Here is a 3,667-nt window from a genome sequence, read left to right as displayed (position 1 = left end):
CAGCGGCCGGGTCTGTTTGCTCACTGGATTCTGGCGCAGAACGGTGGGCAATAGGAGCCGGATGAATTGAGAGATTCACGTCCGGTTCTGAGAGGGCCTGCGGGTGCGATTCCCGCGGGCTACTCACATAGGCGGGTCAGGCCTTCAGAACCTTCGCAACGCCAGCCGCCAACGTCTTTCGCAAAATTCGTTCCTTCTCCACTGGCTCTTCGGGCGAATTCTTCATGCCCTGCTTTTACAGTAACTCCTTAGCGCGACGGAGCCGGAAAACGAGGGTGTCGTCATCGCCAACCTCGTCAACCTGTGGAACGCGTTCGGCAAGTGCGTGTGCGTAAAAGATCTATAGTTGCGTCTGCAACAACATACGGGAATGTCTGGTGCCGCAAGAGCGGGACTGTTTTTGTAGCACCCCTCGTTTGGACTTTCTGTCCAGCCGGCGTGGCATGGACTAGGTTTAGCCATTTTCAGCTTAGCTAAATCGTCTTTATTTTTCAGCAATATCCAATCTTGAATAAATATTTGCGGCCCCACGGGAACTTGACCTTGAGGCCCAGGCTCCGAATTCGGAAGGTCAGGTGAATAAACGGATTGCTGCCACACTCGACAATCCGAATGAAATCCATTCTGTGCGCAATAGGCTGGATTATCGGCGGAATTAGTATTAAGTTGAAGCGAATAACCGCTCGCAGGTTTCGCTAAGCCGCTTACAACGGTTCCCGGGAAGCTCCCAATTGCCGAGGTCGTGAGCCGGTCGTCTGTGCGATATAATCGGGGTTCTGTCGCGCCAAGGTGCCGGGTTAAAATTTGCGTTCGATCCTGAGTGACGAACAGCATGGGCCAGACGAAGAAGACACCACGCGCGACGTTGCCTCCGGGCATCGGCGAAGGTCTCAAGCGACTGCACTATCCGTTGGACGTGATCCTGCTGTGCGTACGCTGGTATGTGGCTTACTCGTTGAGCCTGCGAAATCTCGAGGAGATGATGGCAGAGCGAGGCATCGAGGTCGACCATTCGAGCGTGCACCGCTGGGTTATCAAGCTCGTACCGCTGTTTGAGAAGGCGTTTCGCCGCCACAAGCGCCCGGTGGGCAAGAGCTGGAGGATGGACGAGACGTACGTCAAGGTCAGAGGCCAATGGAAGTATTTGTACCGCGCTGTCGACAAGCAGGGCAACACAGTCGATTTCCTGCTGCGTGCCCATCGAGACAAGGCCGCTGTGCGCCGCTACTTTGAGAAGGCGACTGACCAGAACGGCGAGCCCGAGACGATTACCGTGGACAAGAGCGGTGCGAATCTGGCTGCGCTCGAGGCTCTCAACGCCGGGCGCGACACGCCGATCAAGATCCGCCAGAACAAGTATCTGAACAACATCATCGAGCAGGACCACCGACCGATCAAACGCATCATCAAACCGATGATGGGATTCAAGGACTTTCGCTGTGCCCGCATCATTCTGTCTGGCATCGAAGTGATGCATATGATCCGCAAGGGACAGATGCAAGACGATCGCGTCGCCCGAACGGTTGCCGGGCAGTTCTACCTGCTGGCTATGTAAGCAATCCTATGTACATTCACTCATTTGATCTGCCATCGTTATCGCGACAGAACCCTCGCGATTCGTGACGCACTGTTCCCGCGTTAGGCTTACCGCAGAACCTGGGAGCAACTCGATGCCCGCATGTCACAACGCGACGCATGCAAGACGATGTCAGCCTGCTTGAGCTCGCGGGCCTGCACGGGGTGGGGCCGTACTGGCAGGGAAGCTTCATGCGAATGACAACTACTCCGTTGGGCCGCAGTCGAATTCAATGCCCGCGATCGTGCGAGTTTTGAGATGCGGAGCGGTACGCGTTCGGACAAATCGCAGCAGGTTGCGCGGTGGCCATTCAGTGAGCCTGTGCACGAGGTAGACGTACGGCTCAAGGTCGCTGGCGCTGCATACGAGCACGACTCAGTCAACGGGGGCTGGCCATCTCCGTGTGCAGTGACGCATTTCCGCCAATCGGGCCGACGGTTGTAGGAAATGTTGGGTTTCGGACAAACAGAGGTGGCGCCGAGAATTCGGACAGTTCGTTGAGTGCAAAAGCAGGGGCGTGAGTCGGTCATAATGGGCGGCAACAAGGAACCAGAAGATGACGAAACGAAACCGACGGACACACTCAGCAGCGTTCAAGGCAAAGGTGGCACTCGCGGCGCTCAAGGGCGACAAGACGCTGGCAGAGCTGGCCCAGCAGTTTGATGTCCATCCGAATCAGATCACGGACTGGAAGAAGCAACTGCAGGAGCGGGTTGCCGATGTGTTCGAAGCGGGCAACTCGGCGCCAGCGGCACCGCCAGTCGACGTGAAGGTACTGCACGCGAAGATCGGGCAGTTGACGCTGGAGAATGATTTTTTAGAAAGCGCGCTCAGCAAGGTCGGGATTGCTGGGCGTAAGGCGATGATTGATCGTGGCGGCTGGTAGGCATCAGCCGGGCGAGCGCCTATTACCAATCGCGTGGGGTGCTGCGTCGCGAAGGCAGCAAGGTCGGGCGCAGGCACGCCGGCACCTTGATGAAGCGCATGGGCGTCGAGGCGTTGTATCGCAAGCCGAACACGAGCCGCAAGCATGCAGCCCACCGGATCTGGCCATACCTGCTACGCAACCGGAAGATCGACCGGGCCAATCAGGTCTGGGCACTCGATACGAGCTATATCCCGATGGCGCGCGGCTTCGTCTATCTGACGGCCGTCGTGGACTGGGCGAGTCGTCGGGTGCTGGCATACCGGGTGGCGATCACGCTGGAGAGCTGCCACGCTGTCGAGGCGCTGGAGGAAGCGTTTGCGAAATACGGGCTGCCTGAGATCGTCAACACGGATCAAGGCAGCCCCGTTCACCGCAACCGATTTACCGACGCGGTGCTTAGCCGGAACGTTCCTCTGTCCATGGATGGAAAGGGCGCCTGGCGTGACAACGTGTTCGTCGAACGGGTGTGGCGCAGCGTCAAATATGAAGAGGTCTATCTGAAAGCCTATGACTCGGTCAGCCACGCCCGCAGCTCAATCGGGCGATTACCTGAACGGGTATAACCAGAACCGGCCTGATGCCAGGCTGGCCGACCAGACACTGGATGAAGCATACTTCGCCACGCTGCCAGCGATAAAATCGGCAGCCTGATTGCCTCAGCGATTCCACTTAAAAACTCGCGGATCCTGTCTGAACGAACGAGGCCACCTGTCGCGGCGTCTTCGCTGGCTTATTCATCTGCCGACTTGCAGTTTCCAAGACCGGCCACTCTACTTCCCGTTATCGCGACAGAACCTCACCGGTCGCCTCGCTTGCGATCAGCGGACACTGATCATACCCACTCGCATTCACTGATGGCATAAAAATTGCAGCAAGGTAAGCCGACGACGTAACCTACATACTCAAGGCCAAACATTCATGCAACAAAATTGTCACCATCTTTCTGCTTCTAGTTTCCTACTGCACGTTGCTATCGGCTGCTGACAACCAGGGGAACGGAACCATGCCCCCCCCCTTTGCTCTTACCCCCTCAGACTTTCAGCGGGCTCTCACAGTTCGTTACCAGTACTCGGATAAGATTGTCAATTTCGTCGATACCCCCCCTTTCTGGCTTTCGCCCGAGACCCTTGCCTACCGACGGACGACACATGGTGAGCGCCAGT

Annotated in this window: 1 protein-coding gene and 2 pseudogenes; all 3 read left to right on the top strand. The window is 57.1% G+C overall.

Annotated features, from left to right (window positions below):
* The first annotated feature begins 832 nt into the window (after positions 1 to 832).
* The 3 genes and pseudogenes from ACLFKU_RS42705 (at position 833) to ACLFKU_RS42695 (ending at position 3,155) form a co-directional block, all read left to right on the top strand.
* The gene (locus ACLFKU_RS42705; RefSeq protein ID WP_410853254.1) at positions 833 to 1,555 is read left to right on the top strand and encodes an IS6 family transposase; all 723 of its coding nucleotides are present in this window, start codon (positions 833 to 835) and stop codon (positions 1,553 to 1,555) included.
* Positions 1,556 to 1,609: 54 nt separating this feature from the next.
* Positions 1,610 to 1,772, top strand: a pseudogene (locus ACLFKU_RS42700) (IS21 family transposase); the annotation flags it as partial.
* A 360-nt stretch (positions 1,773 to 2,132) separates the two neighbouring features.
* Positions 2,133 to 3,155: pseudogene (locus ACLFKU_RS42695) on the top strand (IS3 family transposase).
* Positions 3,156 to 3,667: the final 512 nt, after the last annotated feature.

The sequence above is a fragment of the Paraburkholderia sp. EG304 genome (genome assembly GCF_046543485.1).
GTDB lineage: Bacteria > Pseudomonadota > Gammaproteobacteria > Burkholderiales > Burkholderiaceae > Paraburkholderia > Paraburkholderia youngii.
Note: the sequence above shows the minus strand (reverse complement) of the source record. Positions and strands in the feature narration are given on the sequence as shown.

What these genes read in the sequence shown, in the direction of transcription:
- ACLFKU_RS42705 (WP_410853254.1), top strand. Translation starts at nt 833, where the DNA reads ATGGGCCAGACGAAGAAGACACCACGCGCGACGTTGCCTCCGGGCATC.